Here is a 25,098-nt window from a genome sequence, read left to right as displayed (position 1 = left end):
GACATGATTAATGTAATGGATCATCTCAAATCTTACAATGAAGCGCTTTGGATTAATCCAAACTTCAAACCTTTTTCAGAAGCAACTTCAGTGATAGATAAACTGCCCGTTCATTTTCCTACTCTTAGCGAAATTGAAGATGCAGATGCAAGACTTAGACGATTTGCACCTTTTTTTGAGGCTGCATTTGAAGAGACAAAAGCATCCAACGGTATTATTGAATCACCTCTGGTTTCTATAGAAAACTACCAAAAATCAGTCATCACTTTTATCGGCGGTCGCATCTTAGGCGATTGGTTTCTAAAAGCAGACAGCCACCTGCCAATTGCAGGGTCTATCAAGGCCAGAGGTGGCGTCTACGAAGTCATCAAATTCGCAGAAAAAGTTGCACTTGAAGCTGGGCTCATCACTTTGTCAGACTCCTATGATAAGTTCTTATCCGAACCCGTCAAAGCGCATCTTTCAAAGTATTCAATTGCAGTGGGCTCCACCGGAAACTTAGGCCTCAGCATTGGCACCATCAGTCGTGCTCTGGGCTTTAAAGTCAACGTACACATGTCACATGATGCCAAACCGTGGAAAATCCAGATGTTAAGAGATAGAGGCGCCAATGTGATTCTCTATGATTCTGATTATTCAAAAGCGGTTGAAGAAGGCCGTAAAATGGCTGATCTTGATCCATATTGTCATTTTATTGATGATGAGAATTCACTGGATCTCTTTACTGGATATGCCGTTGCTGTGCTTAGACTCAAAGAACAATTTGCTAAAATTGGACGTCTCATTGATGAAGATCATCCACTTTTTGCTTATTTGCCGTGTGGCGTTGGTGGCGCTCCCGGTGGTATCGCCTATGCTCTAAAGCTCATATATGGCGATGCTGTACACGTCTTCTTTGCAGAACCTACACATGCTCCATGTATGATGCTAGGGATGTCCACTGGAAAATATGATGCCATTTCAGTAAACGACATTGGCCTTGATAATAAAACCATCGCAGATGGATTGGCTGTTGGCAGACCTTCAAAACTTGTGGGCAGAGTTATGAGTCCTCTTCTAAGCGGTATCTACACTGTTTCAGATGAAAAACTTTATCGTATGCTCTATCTTATGGCTGAGTCTCAAAAGCTGAGTCTAGAACCTTCAGCACTGGCAGGTGCCATTGGTCCGATTAAGCTTTTCTATGATACGCCTGGTTTCAATTATCTAAAAGACCATAATTTATTAGACAAGATGGAAAACTGTACACACCTCTCATGGGCAACAGGTGGTAATCTTGTTCCAGAAGAGATCATGAAGGCAGATATTGCCAAAGGTCAAAATTCTGATCTCATGACGCTTTAATCTCATGACACCATAGACTTATAAAATAAGCACTCAATAAACTAACAGAAGCTGAACACATCACTTGCTTTGGAGACCAGTCCTCGGCGTTACGCCTGCGGAGCTCCTGCAAAAGTGAATGGTTCAGCTTCTCTAATTTCACATACCTATAAATTGTTTTCTAATAAACCTTTATTGTTTATTATTTTAAAGCCATCAATGAAATGCACACACGACTAAATTATTTTATCTGCCCTCTACGAGAGTTCAATTTTAACCTTTTGATTTTCTAAAATCGCTTTTAGAGTCATGCCATCTTTGATGAGCTTGCGGATGTAGAGTTCTGCAATTTCATCCTCAATAAGTTTTTGAATCGTCCTTCTAAGCGGTCTTGCACCATATTTCTCGTCAAAACCTTCCGATAAAATAAGCGCCTTAACTTCATCACTGACTTCTAGAGTCATATGCTTTTCACTGACTTCTTCTCTTACCTCATTAAGCTGCAAATCGATAATCTTTCTGAGTTCTTCTTTCTTAAGAGTTCTAAACACAATGATGTCATCGATTCGATTCAGGAATTCTGGTTTAAATGTTTCTTTAAGCATTTCTCTGATTTTATTTTCCGTTTTAAGATCGCTTTCACTTCCAAAACCAATACCTGTGGATTTAAGATTAGTGCCCACATTAGATGTCATAATCAAAACCGTGTTTTCAAAAAATACAGTTCGACCCTGACCATCTGTCAATCTACCGTCTTCAAGTATTTGCAGCAACACATTGAAAATATCGGGATGCGCTTTCTCAATTTCGTCCAAAAGGATGACCGAATAGGGATTGCGTCTCACTTTTTCAGTGAGTTGTCCGCCTTGCTCATAACCCACATAGCCTGGAGGCGCACCAATTAATTTTGAAACCGTATGCTTTTCCATAAACTCAGACATATCCACTCGAATCATAGCATCTTCAGTGCCAAAGAGCTCTTCTGAGAGCGTTCTGGCAAGCTCTGTTTTCCCAACACCTGTAGGTCCCACAAATACAAACGATGCAGGTTTTCTCTTCTTACGGAATCCTGAACGGTTACGTCTAATGGCCTTGGCAATGGACTCAATCGCATGTTCTTGCCCAATTACGCGACGATGTAATCTGTTTTCAAGTTCTATAAGTTTTTCTGCTTCTTCTTCCGTTATTTTCTGAACGGGAATCTTGGTCCATGCTTCTATGACATATGCCACATCTTCAACTGTTAAATTGACCTCATTTGAAGCTTTCTTAATGCGATCTATCTTTTCCTGTAGTTTGAGTTCATCCACTCTCAACTCAGCTGCCTTTTCAAAGAGATCGCGCTCAATGGCATCTTCTCTAATATCTTCAAGTCGTGCAAGCTCGTCTTCAAGTGCTTTCACTTCCACCAAACCGTGATTTTTGAGATTAGCTCTCGATCCAGCTTCATCGATAACATCAATGGCCTTGTCGGGTAAAAAGCGATCCGTAATATAGCGTTCTGAAAGCTTCACAGCGGCTTCAATGACTTCATCAGAAATAATCACTTTATGAAAACGCTCATAGTAATCCTTAATGCCCATGAGAATTTCTATGCTATCCGCTATATTGGGTTCCTCTACAATTACAGGTTGGAAACGCCTTTCAAGTGCTGCATCTTTTTCAATATGCTTTCTATACTCTTCCATAGTCGTAGCACCGATGATTTGAACTTCACCACGCGCAAGTGCAGGTTTTAAAATATTAGCGGCATTCATAACACCACCATGAACTTCTCCTGCGCCCATGATGTTATGCACTTCATCAATCACCAAAATCACATTGCCATGTTGATTGGCTTCATTGATAATCGCCTTCATGCGACCTTCAAATTGCCCTCTAAATTGTGTCCCTGCCACGATAGCAGTCATATCCAAAAGATAAATTTCAGTATCCAGCAATTTTTCGGGTACTTGCTTATCGACAATTCTCACTGCAAGACCTTCTGCTATGGCTGTTTTGCCCACGCCTGGTTCTCCCAATAAAATTGGATTATTTTTACTTCTTCTATTTAGTATTTGAACTACTCTATCTATTTCTCGATTGCGACCGATAATGCGATCAATTTCACCATTTTGAGCTTTCTCTATTAAGTTGGCACCATATTTTGATAAAGATTTCAATTTGATCTTCTTCGCCTTGCGTCCGGATTTGCGATTGTTTTGGGCCTCTTGTGGTTCTGAATCTTCCACATCTTCTGCCCCAATATCTTCACCACGATCGTAATCATCGATCCCTTTTTCATATTCATCATCTTCTTGAATTTCATAATCTTCGTAAGTCTCGTCAGCATCCAGACCTTCTTGATCAAAATTCATCAAATTCATAAGCGGATTATCTTCATCCTGTGAGATATTATCGAAGAGCTTATTCATTTGTTTAGACAGATTATCCATTTCTTCAGGACTGAGATTAATTTGATTCATGATCTCGTCCATAACAGGATAACCCATCTTCTCAGCGCATTCGAGGCATAAATCTATATATTCAGTTTTGCCGTTTTCTATTTTAGCGGTGCGCATCATCGCAACATTTTTATTACATACAGAACATTTCTTCATGAGTTTTCATCCTTTTCTATAGAGTTTACACCTTTTCACAAACTCATTATACACTATTTTTATATTGTATTCGCTCATAAACCTTAAATTTTCTATGAACACTTATAGCGGTTGCTTTTCTTTTATCAATTGCTTACAATAAAGATGATAAACTATACCACGCGATTCTATTGGAGGTTCTTATGGATCATAATACAAACAAAATCATGTCGCTCAAAATTGATCGTACACTTAAAAATCTTGAAAAAAACCAAATGAAGGGACATTACATCGAATCCATCGCTGAGTTAAAACCGCTCATAAAGTCACTGCTCTCCCCTGGAGATCGTGTTGCAGTGGGTGGCTCTCAAACCTTGTTTGAAACCGATATTTTTGAACTCTTGCGCTCAGGTGAATATGAGTTTCTGGATCGATACGCACCTAATCTGACACCGGAAGAAATAAAACAAGTTCATAGAAGTGCGTTTTCTGCAAATGCCTATCTCATGAGTACCAACGCACTTACGGAAAATGGAGAACTCTATAACGTAGACGGCAGCGGTAACCGTGTTGCTGCGCTCACTTATGGTCCAGATCGAGTCATCGTCATCGCTGGTATCAATAAGCTCGTTAGAAATCTGGATGAAGCCGTTCATCGTAACAGGCAAATTGCAGCGCCATCCAATTGTTCAAGACTTAACTGTAATACACCTTGTGTGGTCACAGGCGAATGTCAGGACTGCATGAGTCCAGGCCGTATCTGCTGTCATTATGTCACCACCAGATATCAGCGTACTAAAGACAGAATCCATGTGATTATCGTTGGCGAACCCATTGGCTATTAAGCCTCTCAACCTGAACTTACAGCAATACTCTTATTTTAAGAGTATTGCTTTTTTTAATAAAACAACAAGATTTGAGCCAAAAGCTGTGATGAGGGGGTGTTCAACCTCAAACAGCGTAAGCGAAAATCGGTTTGAGACATCAAATGATGACTCAAATGTTGTTATACAACAAGATTTGAGCCAAAAGCGGCGTCAGCGAAAATCGGTTTGAGACATCGGATGATGACTCAAATTTTGTTTCTCTTCTCTTTCAATTTGGGCGTTTAACATCTGATGCAATATTCTGTGAAGCGATAGAATATCACTCATGGGCAGATCCAAACACTTGGCGAGTTTTGACGGGATATCTGCCACCTGCGCCCTCAATTGCCAGCCTTCTTCTGTTAAATATATCAAGACAGTTCGTTCATCTTCTACACTTCTACTTTTAGAAACCCAACCCTTTTTCTCAAGTTTTTTTAATAAAGGCGTCATGGTTCCAGAATCAAGATATAATGTTGCTCCAAGCTCATTTACTGTGACACCATCCTTTTCCCAAAGAGACAGCAAAGTGATGTATTGTGTATATGTGAGTTCAAAAGGCTCCAATAGTGGCTTATATAAACGCGTGGTCATTTTAGATGCCGCATATAGTGGAAAACACAATTGATTTTCTAATTTTAATTGATCATAGTCCATAAAACCACCTCGCTATTTTAAACACAATTAAGTTTTGTACAATTTAATTATATGTAAATTCTAAAATCTTGTCAAGATCAGTAAATTAATCAGAGTTTTAAAAACTGTTAAAATTGGGTTGACAAAATAATGTCCCATCGTTATAATGATTTTATACAATTCAATTGCACACAATTTATATTTTGTGTGATTAAAAATCTAAGGAGGATATTATGTCACTATATGATATTAATGTAAAAGACATCGATGGAAATGAGGTCGATTTAAACCAATTTAAAGGCAAGGTTATGATTATTGCAAACACTGCAAGCAAATGTGGATTTACACCACAATATAAAGATCTTGAAAAAATTTATAACCAGTATAAAGAAAAGGGACTCGTTATATTAGGAGCACCTTGTGATCAATTTGCAGACCAAGAATTCAACACAAATGATGAAGTTAAATCCTTTTGCGAACTCAATTATGGCGTTACATTTCCACTTTTTGAAAAAATGGATGTCAGAGGCACATCAGCACATCCACTCTTTAAATACTTAACTGAAAAAGCACCCTTTAAAGGTTTTGATCGCAGCCAAGCAAGCCATAAGATGCTTGAAAAAGTCCTTGAAGAAAAATATCCTGAAATGTTGCATGGTGACAGCATCAAATGGAACTTTACAAAATTCTTGATCGATCAGGAAGGCAATATCATCAAGCGCTTTGAATCTCCAGTTGATCCACTGGACATGATCGACGACATCGAAAAGTTGCTTCAGAAGTAGTCTGCGAATTCTTCTAAATATTGGCCTGATCATAAGTCTAAAAAAACAATCAAACTATATCAAAAACATATAACGCCCCACTGTCAAATACTTTAATCAGGGTCGTTCGCAGTTCATGCGAATAGGGCCTGAAATAAGGCATTTGACAGTGGGGCGTTGTGAGTCATAAAATCAATTTTGTTTTATTTTTTCTGGTCTTTTAAAGAGAGATACATAAGCTAACTGTGTCATGATCACCATGACTATGAGGACCAGCAATCCCATGAGTACATTGTTTTTAACAAACAGGAATTGTGCACCTGCAACTAATGCACATAAGCCCATTAGTCCAAAAACGGGGGCTGGATTTTTATTGCCTGAAGAACTGACCTCTTTAGAAAATGGCAACTCCAGATGTGTCATTTTGTATCTGAGTAAAAGTAGGAAAAAACTCATGACATCTATAATCAACAACCCTACAAGTGATGACATGCCACATAAAAATAAGAATAGAACATTGATGAATATCATTCCCGGCAACATGTATTTGATGTAATATGCCTTAATTGCACCAATGAAAATGACGCGTTTGTCTTCAATTGGAAAACTATCATAAATGAAAGACGCTTCGAATTTTTCACTGTATTGCATAAATTCAAAATTGGAGGTAAACATCACAATTGCCCAATACGCATTCATATAGAGCAAAGACCCGTTTAACTCAGTAAGTAATCCCTGTATGCCGTTGCTTCTGCTTATGAACGGTAAAATCATGATCAAAGGGAATACATATCCAAGAGCTTGGTTGGGTAAAATCATGAGTTTCAATTTTCTATCCCGACTTAAATTGGCATCTGCAAATTTCATAAAAGCACGCTCTTTATGATCACGCGCTACTATATTATAAAGAGATTGTTTTAGCCTTTCTTTAAGTGAGTTCTTGGGAATAAAAACCCCATCTTCTATTTGAAGTTTCGAAAGATAACTTTCGTATTTTGGTAAAATCCATTTGATCAAAGCACTTCCAGAAATAATAGGCACCAATACGGATAAAATCGCCATGATCACATAAGCCCTTGTAAAATCTCCTTCTACTAACACTTTAAAGAGCGATGCATACCATGCTGGCGGTAGAAGGTATGTCCACCACCTGATGTGGATCACCATTTCAAAATCGACGAACTCAAAGATTCTCCCCACTAATTGATAGGATATAATGGTTACAACTGAAAGCATAATCTGAAAGGCATTGATGATATCCTTTAACTTTTCACCACTAAATTGTTCCAATAAAATACTGTAAAGTATTGTCGTTACAAATACAATGAAAAGCGATAGCAATACGAGCATTATCACAAACCCAAGCAAAATCTTTACCCCATATTGATAGGTTAAAATACATATTGAGATTGCATTGAGTGCTAAAAACAAGCTGATCATATAATAGATGACGTGAATCAATCTTGCCACGTTCATGGTCTCAAGGCTAACGGGCTTGGTCAAAATAATATCCTTGTCCCGCGTGTCCAATAGAACACTTGAAAAATCAGAGATCATAAACATAACCATGAAAAACAAATCCATAGCCGTTATAATGGAGATTTTGTAAAAAAGATCAAAGGGGACAAGCATGACCAGCCCTATAAAGAGACCAAAAAAACCCTGCATGAGCAAATTGGACTTCATACCAGTCAATTTTTGCTTTTTGGCCATGCCCATGGCACTGGATTTTCGATCATCCAAAGTCAATTTTAAAGATAAGATGGTTATGAGATCTTCAAAATTAACAGATGTATTCTTAAAAACACCTCGAATTTTAGTCAAAATTTTAATCAATAAAAAATCTTTTTTCATGACTACACCTCTTGTTGTATCATGGTATCAGCTGAGTCATGTTCGCCAATACTATTGAGCCTTATTGTTTCCACAAGAGACTTTGCAATGATCTCGTGTTCATTAAATCCGGTCAATTGATTAAATATATCTTGAAGCGAACCCTCTTTGCTCTTTTCTTTAAGCATCTCAAAATCACCATCTGCTGCAATAACACCTTTGTTGAGTAAAATAATTCGATCACTGATTTTCTCAACGACTTCCATAATATGAGAAGAATAAAAGATGGTTTTTCCCTGCTCTGAAAGCTGCTTAATCATCTCTTTAAAGACCATGACGCTGTTGGCATCGAGACCACTAATGGGCTCATCAAAGAAGAGAATATCCGGATCGTGAATAAGACTTGAAATAATCAAAAGTTTTTGTTTCATCCCCTTAGAGTAAGATGAGATGCGATTATAAAGCGCCTCTTGAATTCCAAATAATTTGAACATTTCTTTAGCCTTATACTCCACAAGTTTGAGATCCAATTTATAAAGTTCCCCAATAAAAATTAGGTATTCGTAACCGGATAAACTGTCATAAATCACAGCAACTTCTGGGACATAGCCAATACGTTGCTTATACATCACTGCATTTGTTTTAATGTTCTCACCGAAGATCTCCACATCGCCTTCATAATTTTGAATCATACCGAGCATGATCTTCACCGTGGTGCTTTTGCCCGCGCCATTTGGCCCAATATAGCCAATAATCTGTCCAGGCATAATTTCAAGATCAATTCCTTTCAAAACATAATCTGCTTTATCGTTATAACGCATTCTCAAATTAGTCATTTTTATTACTGCATCCATTTGATCACTCCTATGTAATATCGTTTGATTTCATTGTAGCATTTATTGATTATGAATTTAATTCATTTTGATTAAAAAACTATTAAGATGACTCAGCCTGATTTAAGATGATTTCTAGTGAAAATTAATGATATTAACAACATTTGAGTCATCTTTCGATGCCTCAAAACGATTTTCGCTGACGCCGCTTTAGGCTCAAATCTTGCATACAACAACATTTGAGTCATCTCTCGATGCCTCAAAACGATTTTCGCTGACGCTGTTTGAGGGTGAACATTCCTCATCTCAGCTTTCGGCTCAAATCTTGCATACAACAACATTCGAGTCATCTCTCGATGCCTCAAAACGATTTTCGCTGACGCTGTTTGAGGGTGAACATTCCTCAGCACAGCTTTCGGCTCAAATCTTGCATACAACAACATTTGAGTCATCTCTCGATGCCTCAAAACGATTTTCGCTGACGCTGTTTGAGGGTGAACATTCCTCAGCACAGCTTTCGGCTCAAATCTTGTTGTTTCAATTAATAAAAGGGACCCAAGGCTATGCCTCAAGTCCCAAATTGTCATCCACTTAAATGTCATATTGCTCGTCAATTTTTTTTGTTATCTCGCTCGTTAAAATGGCTATTTCTTAAAAATTCCAAGTGGTTTACCCACTGGCAAGAATTCTCTTCCAAATGTATGGTTTAATACATTTGCACCAGAACCATAAAAACCAACTAAAGAGATAAAAAACTCACTCCAAGCCGCAATTTCATGACCTATTTCAATCCCCCAAATGACGCTCATGCTCAATCCTAAGAATAAGAAGTCAATGAGAACAAAAATGATCATCAATACTTTGTTTGTTTCTAAAGAACCAATTGTCATGAAAACTGAGAAAATTAAATATCCTAAAAATGCAAAACCCAATTGTTTTGAATCAGCACTTTGAGCCATTGTACTGCCGAAAACACCATTTGATATCATCCAAGACATTGCCACTGCAAGCCAAAAGAAGCTGTAAGCCCCAAATGCAGTTGCTCCGAATACGTTTCCCTTTTTCGCATCGTTTACACAAGCATATATTTGTGCGCAAGCGCCTAAAAATATAGCCCAAGGAATGATAAATGATGTGCCAGTGGTCCAACCCAATTTCTGTGTCGATGCAACAAATGTAATCATTGCAAGTCCAAACAATCCCAATGCAGACGGGTCTGCTGTAAAAATTTTTCTTTCGTTTTGATTCACGAATGTTTCCTCCCTAATTTAAGTTTCCATTAACAATACTGCCCGACATAGATTACCATATACAGGTTTAAAAATCAATGCTTACACTAGATATTTTCAATGATAATAGTGGACTTTTTGAATAAAAAAGCGTATATTGGAGTATAAAATGATTAAACCTTACAGAAAGGATGTGAAAACATGAATATAGCAGCATTTTTAGACATAGATGGCACACTTTACCGCAACTCATTGATGATAGAACATTTCAAGAAACTTGTCAAATACGAAGTCGTTGATCCGGGTTTATGGCACACAAGCGTCAAAGATGCCTTTATCGAATGGCGCAAGCGCGTTGGTGAATACGAGGATTACATGTTAGAGCTTGTGGACATCTATTATGAAGCGCTTAAAGGCAGACGTGCCGCTGACCTAGAGTTTATCTCTAATCAAGTAATCACCTTAAATGGTGATATTGTCTACAAATACACTCGCAATCGAATATTATGGCATCAACGTCAAGGACATAAAGTGTTTTTCATCTCGGGTAGTCCCTCATTTCTTGTGGGCAAAATGGCACAAAAATATCAAATTGATGGTTTTAGAGGTACAGACTATCTCGTGGACGAAAAAGGTCGCTTCACTGGCGAAGTTATTCCCATGTGGGATTCCATCAGCAAAAACAAGGCCATTGATGATTTTGTGAGAGAATACAATATTGACTTAAGCCAAAGCTATGCCTATGGTGATACCAACGGCGACTTATCCATGTTAACTCGTGTCGGTCATCCTGTTGCCATCAATCCTGCAAAAGAATTGCTTCTCAACATCAAGCATTCCGATAAACTCAAAGAAAATGCAACCATCATCATTGAACGCAAAGATGTCATCTATAAAATGGATGCAGACGTTGAAATCATCTCAGAAAGTGATTTATTTCTATAAATCTTCGTAAAAAAAGTTGACACCTTCCAAATTCATATGCTAAAATACATTTCGACCCCCTGTGATAGGGGGTATATTTTTAGGGAGGTCTCCACTTAATATGATTACAAACATTAAAAGCCACATGAAGTGGTCTTGGATTATCATCATCACTTTCTTTATACTCAGCACCTTAGATATCAGATTTGGTATTTTGGGTATTTTATGTATGACAACGCCTTTAATCCATGCGTTAAGAGGACATGGAAAAATACACTGTATTAAATATTGCCCACGGGGTTCATTTTTAGGACGCTTTCTAAAAAGAGTGAGTTTAAATCGCTCGCTTCCAAAATTTGCGAAGACCAAGCTTTTTAAAAACATACTTTTAATGGTCATGGTCAGTATACTTTCATATGCCCTTTATCATACTCAGGGTAGCTTGCTCAAATTATCACATGCCTTTTATCGATTTATGGGCATCTCCTTCATTGTTGGCATAATACTTGGCATCATCTTTAGTCCTAGAAGTTGGTGCGTCGTTTGTCCCATGGGGCATGCAACGACATTGATCAAAGATATTCAAATTGCGCCTCTTTCCAAGCAAAAATGAAAATAGAAAAACAGATAAAAAACACTTAAAAAATGTTTTTTATCTGCTTCTTTTTTTGAGATACAAATGGCATACTACTAGCAATTACCTTGACTTACTCCACAGTATAAACCTTATAAGAAATGTCATCTCTTACATCATCCAACGTAAACTCGACATTTTCATACGTACCATCACCTTTATGGACTCTGCCATACACTTTGACAAAAGACATGTCATTTGGGAGCGACGCGGCAATCAAGACCAATGCATCCTTAATGCGCCCCACTTCTTGCCAAAGTCCTTCTTCTCCCATGTTAGCTACATAATTGATCTTAACATCCTCCAACTCACCGAATACGGAGAAAGATAACCTCGGTTCTTCATCTGAAAATTGGACTGGTATCAGATGACCAGATATGACATCCAGATTTTTAGATGCTTTCATAGGCACCACAACACATCTATACTTAGAATAGTCCACAAAGAAATCTCCATTGTCCGTCAAGAAAACCTCATTTTCTAACCCCTGTAAAATCTGCCCTGTGGCGTTATTATTGTCTTGGGTGCCACCGCTCTTCTGATTGAGATCGGTCAACACTTGGATGTCTTTAATTTCAATACGACTACCGCCTTCAGTACCATCTTTTGTAGCCATACTGTATTTGGAAAATGTAACATTGACTTTTATATCCTTATTTTCTTTGACGTATGCCATTGCCTCTTTCGAGAGCAGCTCTTGATCAAAGGCAACATACTCGGGCTTATAGAATGAATAATCATCTATTTGTATTGGACGATTAAGCATATTTTCGTGACTTGTAAATACAAATTCATACCACATCTCATCATACTCTATGACGCCTTCTAGAGTTACTTCTCCTTCTAGTTCAAATGAGGTACTTTCATTTTCTATATAATTTATATTTTTAATCGTAAATTGTTCTATTTTCTGACCTTCTTTTAATGTTTTTATATCGTAGCTCGATGTCGAACCATTATTGAGGTCATTATTCACAACTTCATTCTGATTTGAATTTGTATTTTCTAGCTCAGTAATCTCAAACGTATAGGTACTTGGATCATAAACGTATTTCGTTTTCTTATAAGAGTGCTCCGTACCTGTCGTCTCGACTTCATGAATAAAACGTGTATAATCTTCTGAGGCATCAAACTGTGTTGTGCCCACTGTCTCTGTTTCATAATCCGGTGCTGATGTTCTGGCATTTTGCACCAATATGACACCAGTAGAAATAACTTTTTCACCATTATAGACTAAGAGTTCTCGCGTTTGAGTATATAATCCTGTCCCGCCGCCGGTGGCATCTTTAATAATAAAAGGCCCATTGAGATGATATGCTTGCTCATATTTTGCCCAGCCATAATCACAGGGCACTAAAGTAATCTCGCCTTCTTTTACAGTGAAAAAAGCTGTATTATTGAAGCCATTGCCACTAGGCGAATAACAGATCACATCTGCTATGCCATCAGACGTGAAATCATAATAGTCATACCTTAACTGGTCTATAATCTCTTGCTTACTAAGTGATATATCCTCAAAATATTTTAAGATTAAATCTGCCAACAGCGATTTATTAAAAACGATAATCTCAATATCTGCAGTTGAAAAGCCTTCAGATTTATAGTAAATTGAATTCGTATAATTTCTTATATTGCATGTTACCTGTATCTGTTCCCCATTGTCCAGCTTTGCAATGGCATCATGCCCCATAACGCTTATAATTTGTGCCTTATCCATTTCGATCAATCCACCTGGCGGCGTCACTTTAAACGTCTCAAAATTGCCATTATCGGGAAATGAGATCTCAAAGGATTCCAGCGTATCATAATACCGATCTGCCATTGAAAATCCATACCCATCATTCAATTCATCCTTAATCAGAACACCTTCAACCGCTTCATATATTCCATCCATTACAATATTAAAGGATGTATCAGTCTTTTCATATGATCGGACCTTATGCCCTCCTAACGCTTCTGGTATATTGGTTCTATCCACAGAACCCAATACCTGGTTTGTCGGATCTGGTGTGGTCGAATCTGGTGTAGTCTGATCCACTTCAGCATTTAAATCAGCTGCAGAGGTATTCTGCTCATCAGTTGGTTCTTTTTTACTGACTTCATTCTCATTGACTTGTTCTAAGTTCGCCTTATTATCAAGCTCTTTTTCAGGTGGCGAAACACTCTCTGTACCACAAGATGTTAAAATTAACCCCAAAATTAATAATATGACTATAATTTTTTTCATAAAAGCCCCTTCCCTATTTTTTATCGTCTTTATTCTATAATAATTATTTAAAAGCTGTCAACCTATGAATATTAAAAGTAGCTTATTCACTTGAAATCAAAAAAATATCTCCGCATCAAATACATGTTCATTTGATGCGGAGATATTCTGATTTTCTTGCTATCTAATTTGCTTTTTAGTCCACTCTAAAAATAATTGATATTGATTAACCTCATGTGTCGCGTCTTCAATCTTTAACTCGGACCTTTTAAGCGTGCCTAACCGTTCAACCTCTGCTTCAAATGCAAATTCGTAAGAAGCATTGCCTACAAATTTAGCATGATAAGTATCAGGGGCCACTTCTTCAACATTACATCGGATCATGCCACCATCATTAAAAACCTCTATCCACTTCTGAAACCGATTCTGATCTCTTGCATATCTCGTCACACTGGAAGTCATACCTGTCCCACAAGATTTTGTAATCCCAACGCCTCTTTCAAAGGTTCTCACATAAAGCTTATCCTCATCCAGCACGGTACAAAAGTTTACATTTACACCTAGCTCAAAAGGTGAATCGGAACTATTGGCATATCCCCCGATTTCTAATAATGTCGTATCATTTGGAATTGCTTTTTCCTGTATGCTCACAACATGTAGATTGGAAATCGTAAAAAACTCAAAATCATAGGCGTATTTCAAGTCAAATTGTTTTTCAAGCGCTTTTGACTGTTCTGTTTTCCCAAATGCTTTGACATTATTCAACAGGATTTCAAAACCCTCCAGATATGGATTGAAATCAGGAACACGTTTGACGGAATATTCAGCTTTTGCCGTTTCAACTTTGATTTCATCTAACCCCAGATCATCTAATACGTATCTGCCAAAACATCTTAAGCCATTGCCGCACATCATTGCCTCTGTGCCATCTGCATTGAAAATACGCATTTTTGCATCCGCAATTTTGCTTTCAAGTACAAACATGACGCCATCTGTCCCGAAAATTTCGCAGAGATTTTGCGCAATCTGATGACGCGCTTCTGAATTGTGTTCATAGAGTTCTTCAAATTTTTCAACTGCCCTGCGTTCATCAATGATAATGAAATCATTTCCAGTCCCTTGCATCTTATAAAATTTCACGCTTAGTCCTCCTTTAAAATCGTTTTGAGCTCATAGACATCATCTCTGATGGATTGATTTAAAGGTAACTGAGCCCTAATTTGACTCACTTCACTCAGGTCAATTTCTCCAAAGAGATACCCCTCTTCATCATTTAATCGTCCGATGACTTCACCCCACGGGTTGACAATAATAGAGTTGCCATATGAAATATAATTGGATTCATAGTCTCGTGCAGGTGCACATCCCACTGTGAAAACCTGTTGATCAATCGCGCGTGATCTAAAAAGGAGCTCCCAATGCGCAGGGCCAGTGGTCATGTTAAATGCAGCAGGATAAATGAGCATTTCAGCCCCTTGCTGGGCCATAAGTCTTGCAAGTTCTGGAAATCTGACGTCAAAGCAGATTGCCACACCTATTTTGCCGAACTCAGTATCCACCACGGTCACAGATTTTCCTGCTGTTAGCGTTTCCGCTTCTCTAAAATATTGTCCATTGACGATATCAATTTCAAAGAGATGCATTTTTCTATGTTTGCCAATGAGATCACCACTCGGGCCAAAAATATATGTTGTATTATAAATACGATCCGCCTCTACTTCTGGGACAGAACCCGCAACAAGATAAACTTTTTTTTCTTTTGCTATTTTAGAAAGTCTTTGATAAGTATCCCCACCCTCTGCTTCTGCGTAAGCTGGAAAACGGTATGTCTCATATGGACAGTTAAACATTTCAGGCAAAACAACCATATTCGCACCCTTATCTGCCATATAGGCAACATTCTCAATCGCTTTATGGACAGAATCTACTTTAGATTCACTAATTTTCATCTGAATAACAGCTAATTTAAATTTTTGACTCATTTTTGATCACCTCGTTTACAATGAGTTCAATTGCAGCATCAACTTCTTCTAACCGTCCTTCAAGTGTAACATGGTCTGTTCCACTAAACTGAATATGTTTTTTCAGAGGAAGGCTCAAATTATTGAAGATTAAGTCAAGCGTCAATTCGCTTCCTACATATTGATTTTCATATGATCTAGCACCACCCAATGACACGATGATTCCTGTGCCACACCTGTTTAAATGAGATTGCTCTGAACCCTTTAATGCCTCATGCGCTGTCGTCACATGCGTATCCAAAACGAAAGATTCATTGTGTGCGTATTTACACATAAAAATCATTTGACACCTATCCACTAATAATTTAAGCTTACTTGTAATATTATTCATGTACACTGGAGATACAAAGATCACATGTTTGCTCGTCTTGAAGGCCTCATAAACCGAATTCATATCATCTTCAAAAACACATTTTGAAAAGTGCTTGCTACAGTAACCACAATCTGTACAATGTTCTATTTTAAGATCGTTGACATCAAAATAAGAGACCTCAAATGCACGTTCTTCAAACGCAATTCTTAGGCGTTCACTAAAAAACGCCGTATTCTTATGCTTACGATGACTGCCCATGATGAGCATAACGGATTTGCCCATGTTTAATTCTCCAAATCTACAAGCTCTTGGATTTGGGCAACTAAATGCTCATTACCAGTAATCACATTGTACATTTGCCCTTCTTCTATATAGTAGAATGTACCCCCAGCTTCCTCAATAATCAACATGCCTGCTGCCAAGTCCCACTGAGCCAAACGGAGTTCCCAAAATGCGTCTAGAACACCCATTGCCACAAGACAAAGGTCATATGCAGCAGCACCCAATCGACGAGCACCCTTGATTAATGGAATCATCTTTTGAATATTCTCTCCGTTGTTATTCCGAGCCGTGGCACGATTATATGGAAATCCTGTGCCGACAACCGCTTGATTCAATTGATCACAATCTGAACGCTGTATGCGTTCATGATTGTGATAAGCACCACGTCCTTTTTCAGCATAGAAGAGTTCATCCAGCATGGGCACATAAACCACACCAAAAACGGGTTTATTTTCACACCATCTTGCAATGGACACAGCGAAAATAGGAATGCCATTGCTGAAATTTGTCGTACCATCCAGTGGATCTATGATCCATTTATAGGCGCTCTTTTTAGTTTCAGGCACATAGAGCCCTTGCTCTTCAGAGAGAATTTGATCCTCTGGAAACAATCGCTTAAGTTGTTCCACAATATATTGGTCACATTTAACGTCCACCTCAGTGACGAGATCAACTGCACTACTTTTCGTCTTAATTTTAAATGAGCGGGTTCGAAAGTACTCTTTTTGAATTTCACCAGCTGTTTTTGAAATCTGAATCACTTCAGCATATTCTGAATGAATTGCTTGATTTAAAATTGAATTCGACATTTTAACTCCTCATTATGCCTGCACAGGCATATTACTGGACTTTCCAGTGATGTTTTGTGGTTTGATTTCTATGATCATAGTCTTCATAAAACTGCCTTCCGCATACTTATATCCACTTTCAGTATAATCAGAAGCATATTTATCAATAAACGCTTTAAGTGGTGCAATCGTGTCTTCACCTTCCACAAGAAATGCATTTCCAAAAACGGTTACACTCTCATAAAAACTTGTGAAGCGCTCAGCGATGACACCATGTGTCTTAACGATGTTAAAACTCACCTTGGAGTGCTTCAATATGGCTTCAAGCTTAGCACCCGCTTTCGCACAATGAACATATATTTTATCCTGATCATAGACATAATTCACTGGAACACCATAAGGATATCCCGATGCATCCAGTACGCTGAGAACGCCATATTCTCCTGTCATTAAAATTTCTGTAACGCGTTCTTCAGTCATTTCTTTTTCTTTCCTTCTCATTTCTTTAAACATGTTATCCTCCTATATATGAATGTTTATCCACACTTTTAACCTGTTTACACACATTTTCTGTGGATAACATAATAAATTTACGCTTTTAATCCACAATTATCCGCCATCATACACATTTAATCCCCAGGGGCGAACCTGTATTAATGATACACTCAAATTTCTAACATTTCAACATTTTAATAAATTGTAAATAATCTTATAGGGTGTTTAAAATGCATTTAAAATGGAATGAATATAAGGAACAATACTTGTTAAATATAATAACACTAAACTTACTTGGAGGCAAAAATGAGAGAAAATATTACAATGGGCGGCAATCCAATCAAATTGTTGGGAAATGAGATTAAAGTCAATGATAAAGCACCTGATTTTTCGGCAGTTAATAAAGACATGACACCTTTCAATTTTTCAGAACTAAAGGGCAAACTTAAAATTATTAGCGTGGTGCCATCTGTGGATACAAAAATTTGTGAGTTCCAAACGATTTCTTTTAATGAAGAGGCAACAAAACATCCTGAAGTTGTGGTACTCACCATCAGCGTGGATCTTCCTTTTGCGCAACAGAGATTCTGTGTGGCAAATGACATCGAAAACTCAATTGTTGTATCAGATCATAGGACACTTGACTTCGGCATGAAGTATGGTTTTGCTATTGAAGACCTCCGCTTGCTTGCTAGAGGTATTGTCATTGTAGATAAGGATGAAACCGTAAAATATGTGGAATACGTCAAGGAAGTTGCTACGCATCCTGATTATGATAAGGCGCTAGAATTCGTAAAAACATTACTTTAAACAATAGTATCAATCTCTTATAGATTAAAAAGGCAATCTCACTTTGAACCTATGAACCGACTCCCCTCTGATAAACTTGATGTCCAGTAGCGGGAAGTCGGTTCGATATTTCATTGAGATTGCCTTCTTTTAATATGCATTTCATTACGCGACCTATACATGCCATTGTACTGCCAAAGAAATGCATTTTATAAAATGCCTAAATTCAATATAAACGGTACCAGTATAGGCACCAGCATCGAAAGAATCAATCCTGTCGTAAAGGATAAAATCGCGGTTTCGGCATTTGTATTTTTTGAAACAATGGGGAGCGTTGTATCCATGGCTGTGGCACCACCAGGTGCAATCGCCTCAGCAAATCCAATGTGTTTTGCGACAAAGGGGATGATCATAATCGCCAATATTTCTCTGATCAAATTGGTTAAGAATGACAGCACTGAGAGTTCAGAACTATACGGTGCTATAATGATTGAAGACAATGAATACCACGCAAATCCTGCACCGATGGCACCGGATTCATTAATGGGATAGCCCAATGCAAACCCAAGTATGATGGACCCCAAGATACTCCCAGCTGCAACTCCCATGGGAATGAGTATAAAAAGCGGTCCTGATCTTTTAATATTTTTAAAAATATCCTTATTTTTACCGATATCCACCCCTACGAAAAAGAGCAGGAAACAAAGGCCTATATTCAACATGTGGTCTGTCATACCATAGTAAGTTTCTGGAATAAATAACCCTAGGATCATCCCAAGAATAACTACGCCAATAATCTTTAATGTCATGATTGCACCTCTTTTTTCGTCAGAAGTTTTAATAATGTTTTCCTAAAAAGCCATACGGTTAAAATACTGAAAAAAATAGATACAAGAGCAAATAGTGTCGCATGAATCCCCAATTTTAAAAAAGCATTGATCACGCGATCATCCATTCCAATTCTCAACCCCATTGCAAAAAGTAAAATAAAGAGACAAATGAGCTGAATATGTTCAAGTTTATCAAAGAGCTTTCGTGGCACAACGCCCCTATAACTCAGAAAACCACCTACTATAAGCAATAGCAAATACAAAAATATACTACTCATATCGTTTCTCCTTAATCGGTAAAATGCCTTTAAATGTGAAGGCCTGCATCTTATGATCATATAGAATTTTACATGGATAAATCTCCACACCGCTCTCTAAAGCACTGTAAAATGTATGATAAAACTTGGGATCGGTTTCAAAATTGGGCTCAAATGCCGTTGCTTCACTTAAAACAAGAATTAAAACCGCACACCGTGTATTGGGTGCCGCCTCAGACAACAAAGTCATCAATTCCTCCAAGTGTCGACGCCCCCTATCCGTTGGTGCATCTGGAAATTTAGCAAGTCCGTCTTCTGAAAGTGAACATCCTTTGACTTCAATCCAAACGGTTTCCTCGGCTTCACTTTGAACTTTAAAATCCAGCCTTGATTTGCCAACTTTGACTTCTGCTCTCAGATCTTTAAGTGTTCCAAAAGGTTCATGCCCTCGCCTTAAAAGTGCTTCAGCAAGATATCTGTGGTATGCCGAATGAACTAGAATCCATTCATCACCTTTTCTAGCGAAAACCATATCCCACTTCGTCTTGCGCTTCTCACTCTGAACAGGTTTAATTAGACAAGCATTATCTTCAAATAACAACTCTTTTAAACGCCCTGGATCGTGAACGTGTACAAGTTCCATATGACCATCTACCTCTACTTCTGATAGATAACGATTGGGCCTTTTCTTAAAAATTCCCTTTTGGAGTCCTTCTATTTGAATTAAAGGATCTGAAAATTTTAAAATTGAATTCATTTCATCCTCCTAATTATAATTCACTCTATTATATCAAAAAAATATATAAATTAGGCATTTCAATCAATTATTATAATCTGTACGGGGTATAAGATATTTATTAACCTAGGAGGCCTTTATGAAAAATCATATTCGTCGAAATTATTTTTTAGTAGGTAGCTTATTTGGGCTTATGTTCCCTTTAATGGCAATTACATTAGAACTCATTTTAAAAAAGCAACCTCTATCCTTTGGATCAATTGCCCTTATTCATGCTGAAAACAAACTGCTCTTCATGATAGATAGTGCTCCACTTTTTTTAGGCATATTCGCTTGGATTGGTGGTATTAGTAAAGACCATGCCGTAAAATTACTTCAGGAAAATCAAAAATTACTGGGTGAAATGGCCCTTTCAAAACAAGCCATTCAAAAAGTTTCTGAAGATCAAGCTCAGTTGTTGAAAGCCTTGTCCAAATATTCTCAAGAGCTCATGCTCAATTTTAGAAGTACACAGGAGACAACTTCACAAATACAAAAAGAAGATCAAAGCATAAATCTTCATAATATTGAGATTTCAGATGCCATGATCAGTTTATCGGATCAAGTAACACGTGTGAATCACACACTTAAAACTTCTAAAAACGATTTAGAACATCTCAATTTAAGATATGGTGATACTTTAGCCTTTATGAATTCAAATAGTAAGACGCTTGAAGCACTTACTGCTGGTCTCCAAAGTGCCCTTGATTCCAATGAAAAGTTGTCTAAAGTCTCCGCTGAAATTGATACGGAACTCTCTGCCATTTTCCAAATTTCAAGTCAAATCCAATTGCTTGCACTCAATGCTTCTATTGAAGCTTCTCGTGCAGGAGAATACGGTAGAGGTTTTGAAGTTGTTGCAAATGAAATTCGAAAATTATCATTACATACAGAAACGATTCTCGGTAGAATTCAAGCAATTCAATCAGAACTCAATGTCGAAATAAAAGCGAATAGCCAACTGAGTAAATCACTTTCAACGGATTTAGAAGACACGCTTTTATTTTCAAAGAAAAATGTCGATCAACTGGCTGAGATTTTATCACTTATCCAACAGATCATAGATGGCATTGAACAATTGGATCATGAATCCAGTCAACAAAACGAAATTTATCAAGATATTGTGCAACATACTGAAAAACTGCGCGCCCAATCTGACGCACTCTCAAGCCTTCTTAAAAATATCTTTGATCAAATTCAGGAGGATACAAAAATTGTAGACAAGTTATTTCAGACGCATTAGTCATCTGATCTCTGCGCATAAAAACCTCTAAAAAAGCCATATGAGTCCCTCAGGAAAGCGCTTCTGCTCTCAAAGCCCTCTTCTGAGGTATTCATATGGCTTTTTCATGTGGCTTTTCATGTGACTTATAACATCGTGCTAAATGCATTTCACAAATAAATCATGCCGTTTATAGACCCTGAAATTTCATACCAAAATATCATGCCCCCATCTTTATTTTTCTAAAAAATCACCATATCGCGTCATATCAAATTTGCGCTCAAGGCCAGAGGCATTCATATAACGGATCTTTCCGAATTTTTGACGCTCTCTCCAAGCCCTATCGTGTTTTCCGAATATCCAAGCTATACCTGTGTATCCATTGGCATCTCTACCATCCAGCTCGTACTTGTCATTCAAATACAGTAATCTTTCAAATGCTTCAGTGGGCGTCTTGGACCATTCTAGAATTTTCTTGCCCCAATACATACGCATATAACCATTCATGTGACCTGTATACACCATTTCATGCTGGGCTGTGTTAAAATAGCGATCATCTGTTTTGCCCATTTCTATGTCTTCAAGCGTATATTGGACACTTGTGTCTGCTTCATGTGCTTTAAGGGTGTTCCACGCCCATTCTGGGAGTATTGCCTCTAACGATGTTCTGTAGTGATCATTGTAGTACACGAAGTTTACAGCAAGTTCTCTTCTAATGATGAGCTGTTCCAGGAAATCATCATTCATTTGATTGCGTTTAAGCATCTCTAAGTAAATGGTCAAAGTGCTAATCTGACCAAAATGCAGATAAGGACTGAGTTTTGAGTCATTATTTGCATCTGGTCGACTGCTATAATGCATTATATTTTGATCTAAAAACCGCTTCAAGCGCTTTAAAGCTTCCTGCTCTCCACCCAGAAAATACGCACTTACATCTGGCAGAGATTCCAAATGACTAAGATACCTATCCATGAAATTTTCTAGATCGCTCAATGCCCCAGAAATATCTTTTTCTAATAAATTGGCTTCTATTAAATGTGTTCTCTGGTTTTTATCATCTTCTGTCCATGGATTTTTGACTTTACACAAGACAACCTCTTGAGTAAAATCATTTAACTGCTTTAAAATAGCAGGTCTTATGGCATAAGCTGCATACGCTTCTTTAGGATAAGCCCGACTCACCGGCACCACACAATTCGTATCGACCATCACAACACAATGCTGTATTTTCTGAGCTAGAATATCACGGCTCTCTCTTTCATGTTTAAGATAGCCCATATCCAACACTGTTTGTCTTGCCTCTTTTGAAATTCTGAGAACAACTTCTTCAGGTGACCCCATCTCCATATGAAAATGACATCCAAGTCTCTTAAGTTTTGGCATGATATCTTTAAGCCCTTCAAGCATAAACTGATAGTGCCTTAAATTGGCATTGGGATAATGTTTTGAAACGACAAAAAGCACCACTAAAGGGCACTTTAAATTGTTTGCACACTCTATTGCATAGCTGAGTGCATGATTATTAATCGTTCTTTGAGCCTGTTGCATCCAGTAAAGCACATAATGTCCCTCTGTAATGGATCGATCATTTAGGAAAGTTATTCTGTCTTTAAACATAGGGTTCTCCTCAATTTACAGATTTCATAGTCTTATAGTCATTTCTACTAAACAACCTTTATCTTTATACCCTAGTTTTGATTTATGCACTCATTTTTGATTTATACATTCATTTCTGACCTACGCACTCTTTTTAGATGCTGCTAATTTTTTTTCTGCATAAGCTTTGGCCTCATGTACGGAATCAAAGAAAGAAGACTCGCCTATTCGTTCTATAAACCCATCTTGTTGCATCATTTTATAAGGTTGTTCATTGACACCGGAAAAAAGAAGCTCAATCTTATACGTTTTGCAAAGTTTTTCAAGCCTCTTAATGCCATGATAAGCGGTGGCATCCATCGCAGGGACATTGCGCATTCGAATAATCAAATATTGAGTATCATATTGTACTTCATCAAGTGTATTGATGAACTTATCTGCAATTCCAAAGAAAAATGGCCCGTTGATCTCATAAATTGTAATATTCTTGGTTTGTTCTGTAAGTTCTTCTGCCGTTAAATCATTTTCTTCACCAGCCTCGTACATGAGGTGATTGACCTCTGCCACATCTGACATCCGCTTGACAAATAGAAAAGCTGCCAGTATGATGCCAAATTGAATCGCAACGACCAAGTCCACTGCCACGGTCAAGAAAAAGGTCACCAAAAGCACAATGACATCACTCTTCGGTGCGCTTAGAAGCCCTAAAAATTCACGCCATTCGCTCATATTGTAGGCAACAATAATAAGAATGGCTGCCAATGATGCCAATGGAATCATCTGAGCAAGTGGCATAAATATGAGTACAATCAACAGGAGCACAACTGCATGTACCATGCCTGCAACCGGTGTCCTCCCGCCATTTTTTATGTTTGCTGCGGTTCTTGCGATTGCACCTGTAGCTGGAATGCCACCAAACAAGCCCGATGCAATATTGGCAATCCCCTGTGCCACAAGCTCCATATTCGATCGGTGTTTTCCACCGATCATACCATCAGAAACGACACATGCGAGCAGTGATTCAATAGCCCCTAGCATTGCAATAGTAAATGCCGGTTTGAGAAGCAACTGCAACCGCTCAATTGATATTTCCGGAAAATGCGGTGCTGGAAAACTGGATGAAAGAACTCCAAATTTTGAACCGATTGTGGGTACATCTAAATGGCCTAAAGTCACGATTAAAGTCGTTACAATTAACGCAATGAGCGAACCAGGAATTTTCTTGTTGACCTTTGGCCAAAATATAATGATCAAAAGCGCAATGATTCCAATAAGAGCACTTTCCATATGAAGCGTATTAAAGTTTTCAAAATAAACACGCCATTTCTCGACAAATTCAGTTGGAACTGTTTCTATTGTAAGTCCAAAAAAATCCTTAATTTGAGAAGAAAATATGACCACTGCAATGCCGCTTGTGAACCCTGTCGTTATGGGGTATGGCATGAATTTAATCAGGTTACCCAATTTCAAGACACCCATTAGAATTAAAAACACCCCCGCCATCATCGTGGCCAAAATTAAGCCATCAAGGCCATACTGCATCACAATGCCATAGACGATCACCATGAAAGCACCTGTTGGGCCCCCTATGAGAACACGACTGCCGCCGAGTAGTGAAATGATAAAACCTGCTATAATTGCAGTAAAAAGGCCTCTTTCTGGCGTGACACCTGATGATATGCCAAGTGCGATTGAAAGCGGCAATGCTATAATTGCAACGATAATGCCTGCAGTGACATCACTGAAAAACTGTTCCTTATTGTATCCTTTTAAAGTTGTAAATAACTTAGGTATGAATGTTGACATATGTCCCTCCTCTAATACATCCTCATTTTAGCACTAACCTTGTACTTTGTATACAATGTTTTCGTGTAAAACATCTTTTTTAATTGTTTAATTAGAT

The 25,098-nt window shown here is 37.9% G+C and carries 24 protein-coding genes; 7 read left to right on the top strand and 17 right to left on the bottom strand.

Annotated elements, in window-relative coordinates:
• Nucleotides 1-3 precede the first annotated feature (3 nt).
• Nucleotides 4-1,344, top strand: a complete 1,341-nt coding sequence (locus tag ISU02_RS07690; RefSeq protein WP_194701233.1) for a D-serine ammonia-lyase — start codon at nt 4-6, stop codon at nt 1,342-1,344.
• A gap of 236 nt (nt 1,345-1,580) precedes the next feature.
• Here the strand turns inward: ISU02_RS07690 and ISU02_RS07685 are convergent, their stop codons facing one another.
• The gene (locus ISU02_RS07685; protein ID WP_194701232.1) at nt 1,581-3,923 is read right to left on the bottom strand and encodes an ATP-dependent Clp protease ATP-binding subunit; all 2,343 of its coding nucleotides are present in this window, start codon (nt 3,921-3,923) and stop codon (nt 1,581-1,583) included.
• A 182-nt stretch (nt 3,924-4,105) separates the two neighbouring features.
• On the opposite strand from ISU02_RS07685, the gene ISU02_RS07680 reads away from it, so the two are divergent.
• A complete protein-coding gene (locus tag ISU02_RS07680) occupies nt 4,106-4,747 on the top strand; it encodes a lactate utilization protein (RefSeq protein WP_194701231.1) in 642 nt (213 codons plus the stop codon).
• A gap of 192 nt (nt 4,748-4,939) precedes the next feature.
• Here the strand turns inward: ISU02_RS07680 and ISU02_RS07675 are convergent, their stop codons facing one another.
• Nucleotides 4,940-5,425, bottom strand: a complete 486-nt coding sequence (locus ISU02_RS07675; RefSeq protein WP_194701230.1) for a MarR family winged helix-turn-helix transcriptional regulator — start codon at nt 5,423-5,425, stop codon at nt 4,940-4,942.
• A 212-nt stretch (nt 5,426-5,637) separates the two neighbouring features.
• Here ISU02_RS07675 and ISU02_RS07670 point away from each other — a divergent pair, with 212 nt between their 5' ends.
• Nucleotides 5,638-6,189 carry a glutathione peroxidase gene (locus ISU02_RS07670; RefSeq protein WP_194701229.1) on the top strand — a complete coding sequence of 184 codons (552 nt, stop codon included), beginning with the start codon at nt 5,638-5,640 and terminating at the stop codon, nt 6,187-6,189.
• Nucleotides 6,190-6,360: 171 nt separating this feature from the next.
• On the opposite strand, the gene ISU02_RS07665 is transcribed toward ISU02_RS07670, so the two are convergent.
• From ISU02_RS07665 to ISU02_RS07650, 4 genes are all read right to left on the bottom strand, one after another.
• Nucleotides 6,361-8,022 (bottom strand): hypothetical protein, encoded by a 1,662-nt coding sequence (locus ISU02_RS07665; RefSeq protein WP_194701228.1) that lies wholly within the window; start codon nt 8,020-8,022, stop codon nt 6,361-6,363.
• A 2-nt stretch (nt 8,023-8,024) separates the two neighbouring features.
• Complete coding sequence (locus ISU02_RS07660; protein ID WP_194701227.1) at nt 8,025-8,855, bottom strand: ABC transporter ATP-binding protein; 831 nt, start codon at nt 8,853-8,855, stop codon at nt 8,025-8,027.
• A gap of 92 nt (nt 8,856-8,947) precedes the next feature.
• Complete coding sequence (locus tag ISU02_RS23745) at nt 8,948-9,286, bottom strand: hypothetical protein (RefSeq protein ID WP_207736224.1); 339 nt, start codon at nt 9,284-9,286, stop codon at nt 8,948-8,950.
• A gap of 192 nt (nt 9,287-9,478) precedes the next feature.
• Complete coding sequence (locus ISU02_RS07650) at nt 9,479-10,084, bottom strand: acetate uptake transporter (RefSeq protein ID WP_194701225.1); 606 nt, start codon at nt 10,082-10,084, stop codon at nt 9,479-9,481.
• Between the two features lie 180 nt (nt 10,085-10,264).
• On the opposite strand from ISU02_RS07650, the gene ISU02_RS07645 reads away from it, so the two are divergent.
• Both ISU02_RS07645 and ISU02_RS07640 read left to right on the top strand, forming a co-directional pair.
• Nucleotides 10,265-11,008 carry an HAD-IB family hydrolase gene (locus ISU02_RS07645; protein ID WP_194701224.1) on the top strand — a complete coding sequence of 248 codons (744 nt, stop codon included), beginning with the start codon at nt 10,265-10,267 and terminating at the stop codon, nt 11,006-11,008.
• Nucleotides 11,009-11,108: 100 nt separating this feature from the next.
• On the top strand, nt 11,109-11,600 hold the full coding sequence (locus ISU02_RS07640; RefSeq protein ID WP_194701223.1) for a 4Fe-4S ferredoxin: 492 nt from the start codon (nt 11,109-11,111) through the stop codon (nt 11,598-11,600).
• A gap of 94 nt (nt 11,601-11,694) precedes the next feature.
• Here ISU02_RS07640 and ISU02_RS07635 read toward each other — a convergent pair whose 3' ends face one another.
• The 6 genes from ISU02_RS07635 to ISU02_RS07610 all read right to left on the bottom strand — a co-directional run bounded on the left by ISU02_RS07635 (nt 11,695) and on the right by ISU02_RS07610 (nt 17,744).
• On the bottom strand, nt 11,695-13,848 hold the full coding sequence (locus ISU02_RS07635) for a hypothetical protein (RefSeq protein ID WP_194701222.1): 2,154 nt from the start codon (nt 13,846-13,848) through the stop codon (nt 11,695-11,697).
• Nucleotides 13,849-14,007: 159 nt separating this feature from the next.
• Nucleotides 14,008-14,967 carry a diaminopimelate epimerase gene (dapF, locus tag ISU02_RS07630; RefSeq protein WP_194701221.1) on the bottom strand — a complete coding sequence of 320 codons (960 nt, stop codon included), beginning with the start codon at nt 14,965-14,967 and terminating at the stop codon, nt 14,008-14,010.
• Nucleotides 14,968-14,969: 2 nt separating this feature from the next.
• Entirely contained in the window at nt 14,970-15,809 is an 840-nt protein-coding gene (locus tag ISU02_RS07625; protein ID WP_194701220.1) for a carbon-nitrogen hydrolase family protein, read from the bottom strand.
• Nucleotides 15,793-16,443, bottom strand: a complete 651-nt coding sequence (locus tag ISU02_RS07620) for a flavodoxin family protein (protein WP_194701219.1) — start codon at nt 16,441-16,443, stop codon at nt 15,793-15,795. Before ISU02_RS07620 ends, ISU02_RS07625 begins: the two co-directional genes overlap by 17 nt.
• 2 nt (nt 16,444-16,445) lie before the next feature.
• Nucleotides 16,446-17,252 (bottom strand): inositol monophosphatase family protein, encoded by an 807-nt coding sequence (locus tag ISU02_RS07615; RefSeq protein ID WP_194701218.1) that lies wholly within the window; start codon nt 17,250-17,252, stop codon nt 16,446-16,448.
• A gap of 12 nt (nt 17,253-17,264) precedes the next feature.
• Entirely contained in the window at nt 17,265-17,744 is a 480-nt protein-coding gene (locus ISU02_RS07610; protein ID WP_194701217.1) for a pyridoxamine 5'-phosphate oxidase family protein, read from the bottom strand.
• 288 nt (nt 17,745-18,032) lie between these two features.
• On the opposite strand from ISU02_RS07610, the gene tpx reads away from it, so the two are divergent.
• Nucleotides 18,033-18,536 (top strand): thiol peroxidase, encoded by a 504-nt coding sequence (tpx, locus tag ISU02_RS07605; RefSeq protein ID WP_194701216.1) that lies wholly within the window; start codon nt 18,033-18,035, stop codon nt 18,534-18,536.
• A 188-nt stretch (nt 18,537-18,724) separates the two neighbouring features.
• Here tpx and ISU02_RS07600 read toward each other — a convergent pair whose 3' ends face one another.
• From ISU02_RS07600 to sfsA, 3 genes are read right to left on the bottom strand one after another with little or no spacing between them, the layout of a single operon-like run.
• Nucleotides 18,725-19,324, bottom strand: a complete 600-nt coding sequence (locus ISU02_RS07600; protein WP_194701215.1) for a LysO family transporter — start codon at nt 19,322-19,324, stop codon at nt 18,725-18,727.
• On the bottom strand, nt 19,321-19,623 hold the full coding sequence (locus ISU02_RS07595) for a DUF340 domain-containing protein (protein WP_194701214.1): 303 nt from the start codon (nt 19,621-19,623) through the stop codon (nt 19,321-19,323). Before ISU02_RS07595 ends, ISU02_RS07600 begins: the two co-directional genes overlap by 4 nt.
• Complete coding sequence (gene sfsA / locus ISU02_RS07590; protein ID WP_194701213.1) at nt 19,616-20,359, bottom strand: DNA/RNA nuclease SfsA; 744 nt, start codon at nt 20,357-20,359, stop codon at nt 19,616-19,618. Before sfsA ends, ISU02_RS07595 begins: the two co-directional genes overlap by 8 nt.
• Nucleotides 20,360-20,477: 118 nt before the next feature.
• On the opposite strand from sfsA, the gene ISU02_RS07585 reads away from it, so the two are divergent.
• Nucleotides 20,478-21,620: a methyl-accepting chemotaxis protein gene (locus ISU02_RS07585; protein WP_194701212.1), complete on the top strand. Its 1,143-nt coding sequence runs from the start codon at nt 20,478-20,480 to the stop codon at nt 21,618-21,620.
• Nucleotides 21,621-21,833: 213 nt separating this feature from the next.
• On the opposite strand, the gene ISU02_RS07580 is transcribed toward ISU02_RS07585, so the two are convergent.
• Nucleotides 21,834-23,216 (bottom strand): deoxyribodipyrimidine photo-lyase, encoded by a 1,383-nt coding sequence (locus ISU02_RS07580; protein ID WP_194701211.1) that lies wholly within the window; start codon nt 23,214-23,216, stop codon nt 21,834-21,836.
• 120 nt (nt 23,217-23,336) lie between these two features.
• Complete coding sequence (locus ISU02_RS07575; protein ID WP_194701210.1) at nt 23,337-25,001, bottom strand: SulP family inorganic anion transporter; 1,665 nt, start codon at nt 24,999-25,001, stop codon at nt 23,337-23,339.
• Nucleotides 25,002-25,098 lie beyond the last annotated feature (97 nt).

The organism is Fusibacter ferrireducens (assembly GCF_015352425.1).
GTDB classification, from domain to species: Bacteria; Bacillota; Clostridia; order Peptostreptococcales; family Acidaminobacteraceae; genus Fusibacter_A; species Fusibacter_A ferrireducens.
This window is presented reverse-complemented; position numbering and strand designations above follow the sequence as displayed.

Bases quoted from the DNA above. Each gene is read 5' to 3' on its own strand.
- ISU02_RS07625 (WP_194701220.1), bottom strand. From the start codon at position 15,809: ATGAGTCAAAAATTTAAATTAGCTGTTATTCAGATGAAAATTAGTGAA.
- sfsA (WP_194701213.1), bottom strand. From the start codon at position 20,359: ATGAATTCAATTTTAAAATTTTCAGATCCTTTAATTCAAATAGAAGGA.
- ISU02_RS07660 (WP_194701227.1), bottom strand. From the start codon at position 8,855: ATGGATGCAGTAATAAAAATGACTAATTTGAGAATGCGTTATAACGAT.
- ISU02_RS23745 (WP_207736224.1), bottom strand. From the start codon at position 9,286: ATGACTCAAATGTTGTTGTATGCAAGATTTGAGCCGAAAGCTGTGCTG.
- ISU02_RS07665 (WP_194701228.1), bottom strand. From the start codon at position 8,022: ATGAAAAAAGATTTTTTATTGATTAAAATTTTGACTAAAATTCGAGGT.
- tpx (WP_194701216.1), top strand. From the start codon at position 18,033: ATGAGAGAAAATATTACAATGGGCGGCAATCCAATCAAATTGTTGGGA.
- ISU02_RS07580 (WP_194701211.1), bottom strand. From the start codon at position 23,216: ATGTTTAAAGACAGAATAACTTTCCTAAATGATCGATCCATTACAGAG.
- ISU02_RS07575 (WP_194701210.1), bottom strand. From the start codon at position 25,001: ATGTCAACATTCATACCTAAGTTATTTACAACTTTAAAAGGATACAAT.
- ISU02_RS07670 (WP_194701229.1), top strand. From the start codon at position 5,638: ATGTCACTATATGATATTAATGTAAAAGACATCGATGGAAATGAGGTC.
- ISU02_RS07680 (WP_194701231.1), top strand. From the start codon at position 4,106: ATGGATCATAATACAAACAAAATCATGTCGCTCAAAATTGATCGTACA.
- ISU02_RS07675 (WP_194701230.1), bottom strand. From the start codon at position 5,425: ATGGACTATGATCAATTAAAATTAGAAAATCAATTGTGTTTTCCACTA.
- ISU02_RS07620 (WP_194701219.1), bottom strand. From the start codon at position 16,443: ATGGGCAAATCCGTTATGCTCATCATGGGCAGTCATCGTAAGCATAAG.
- ISU02_RS07585 (WP_194701212.1), top strand. From the start codon at position 20,478: ATGAAAAATCATATTCGTCGAAATTATTTTTTAGTAGGTAGCTTATTT.
- ISU02_RS07615 (WP_194701218.1), bottom strand. From the start codon at position 17,252: ATGTCGAATTCAATTTTAAATCAAGCAATTCATTCAGAATATGCTGAA.
- ISU02_RS07640 (WP_194701223.1), top strand. From the start codon at position 11,109: ATGATTACAAACATTAAAAGCCACATGAAGTGGTCTTGGATTATCATC.
- ISU02_RS07645 (WP_194701224.1), top strand. From the start codon at position 10,265: ATGAATATAGCAGCATTTTTAGACATAGATGGCACACTTTACCGCAAC.
- ISU02_RS07600 (WP_194701215.1), bottom strand. From the start codon at position 19,324: ATGACATTAAAGATTATTGGCGTAGTTATTCTTGGGATGATCCTAGGG.
- ISU02_RS07635 (WP_194701222.1), bottom strand. From the start codon at position 13,848: ATGAAAAAAATTATAGTCATATTATTAATTTTGGGGTTAATTTTAACA.
- ISU02_RS07685 (WP_194701232.1), bottom strand. From the start codon at position 3,923: ATGAAGAAATGTTCTGTATGTAATAAAAATGTTGCGATGATGCGCACC.
- ISU02_RS07595 (WP_194701214.1), bottom strand. From the start codon at position 19,623: ATGAGTAGTATATTTTTGTATTTGCTATTGCTTATAGTAGGTGGTTTT.
- ISU02_RS07610 (WP_194701217.1), bottom strand. From the start codon at position 17,744: ATGTTTAAAGAAATGAGAAGGAAAGAAAAAGAAATGACTGAAGAACGC.
- ISU02_RS07690 (WP_194701233.1), top strand. From the start codon at position 4: ATGATTAATGTAATGGATCATCTCAAATCTTACAATGAAGCGCTTTGG.